The following is a 337-nucleotide window of genomic DNA, read 5'->3' as shown; positions in this document are numbered from 1 at the left end:
TTCGGAAATCTTCGGATCAAAGCTTACTTACAGCTCCCCGAAGCATATCGGCGTTAGTCCCGTCCTTCATCGACTCCTAGTGTCAAGGCATCCACCGTGCGCCCTTTCTAACTTAACCAAACTAAAAATTAAAAAATATGAGCTACACTGTTATCTAGTTTTCAAAGAACATACATTTATATATGAGAGATAGTTCTCTCAAAACTGAACAAAACGAAACACGGAAACTTATATTGATGAACAGCGTTCATCAATTCTCCATAGAAAGGAGGTGATCCAGCCGCACCTTCCGATACGGCTACCTTGTTACGACTTCACCCCAATCATCTGTCCCACC

General features: G+C 42.1%; 2 rRNA genes. Both read right to left on the bottom strand.

Annotated elements, in window-relative coordinates:
* Window positions 1-118 (bottom strand): 23S ribosomal RNA (locus GBN78_RS29995); the annotation flags it as partial.
* Between the two features lie 146 nt (window positions 119-264).
* A 16S ribosomal RNA gene (locus tag GBN78_RS29990) occupies window positions 265-337 on the bottom strand; the annotation flags it as partial.

Source organism: Bacillus sp. B2-WWTP-C-10-Post-4 (assembly GCF_009183805.1).
GTDB classification, from domain to species: Bacteria; Bacillota; Bacilli; order Bacillales; family Bacillaceae_G; genus Bacillus_A; species Bacillus_A cereus.
The sequence above is the reverse complement of the archived record's forward strand: the minus strand, read 5'-3'. Positions and strand labels throughout refer to the sequence as shown.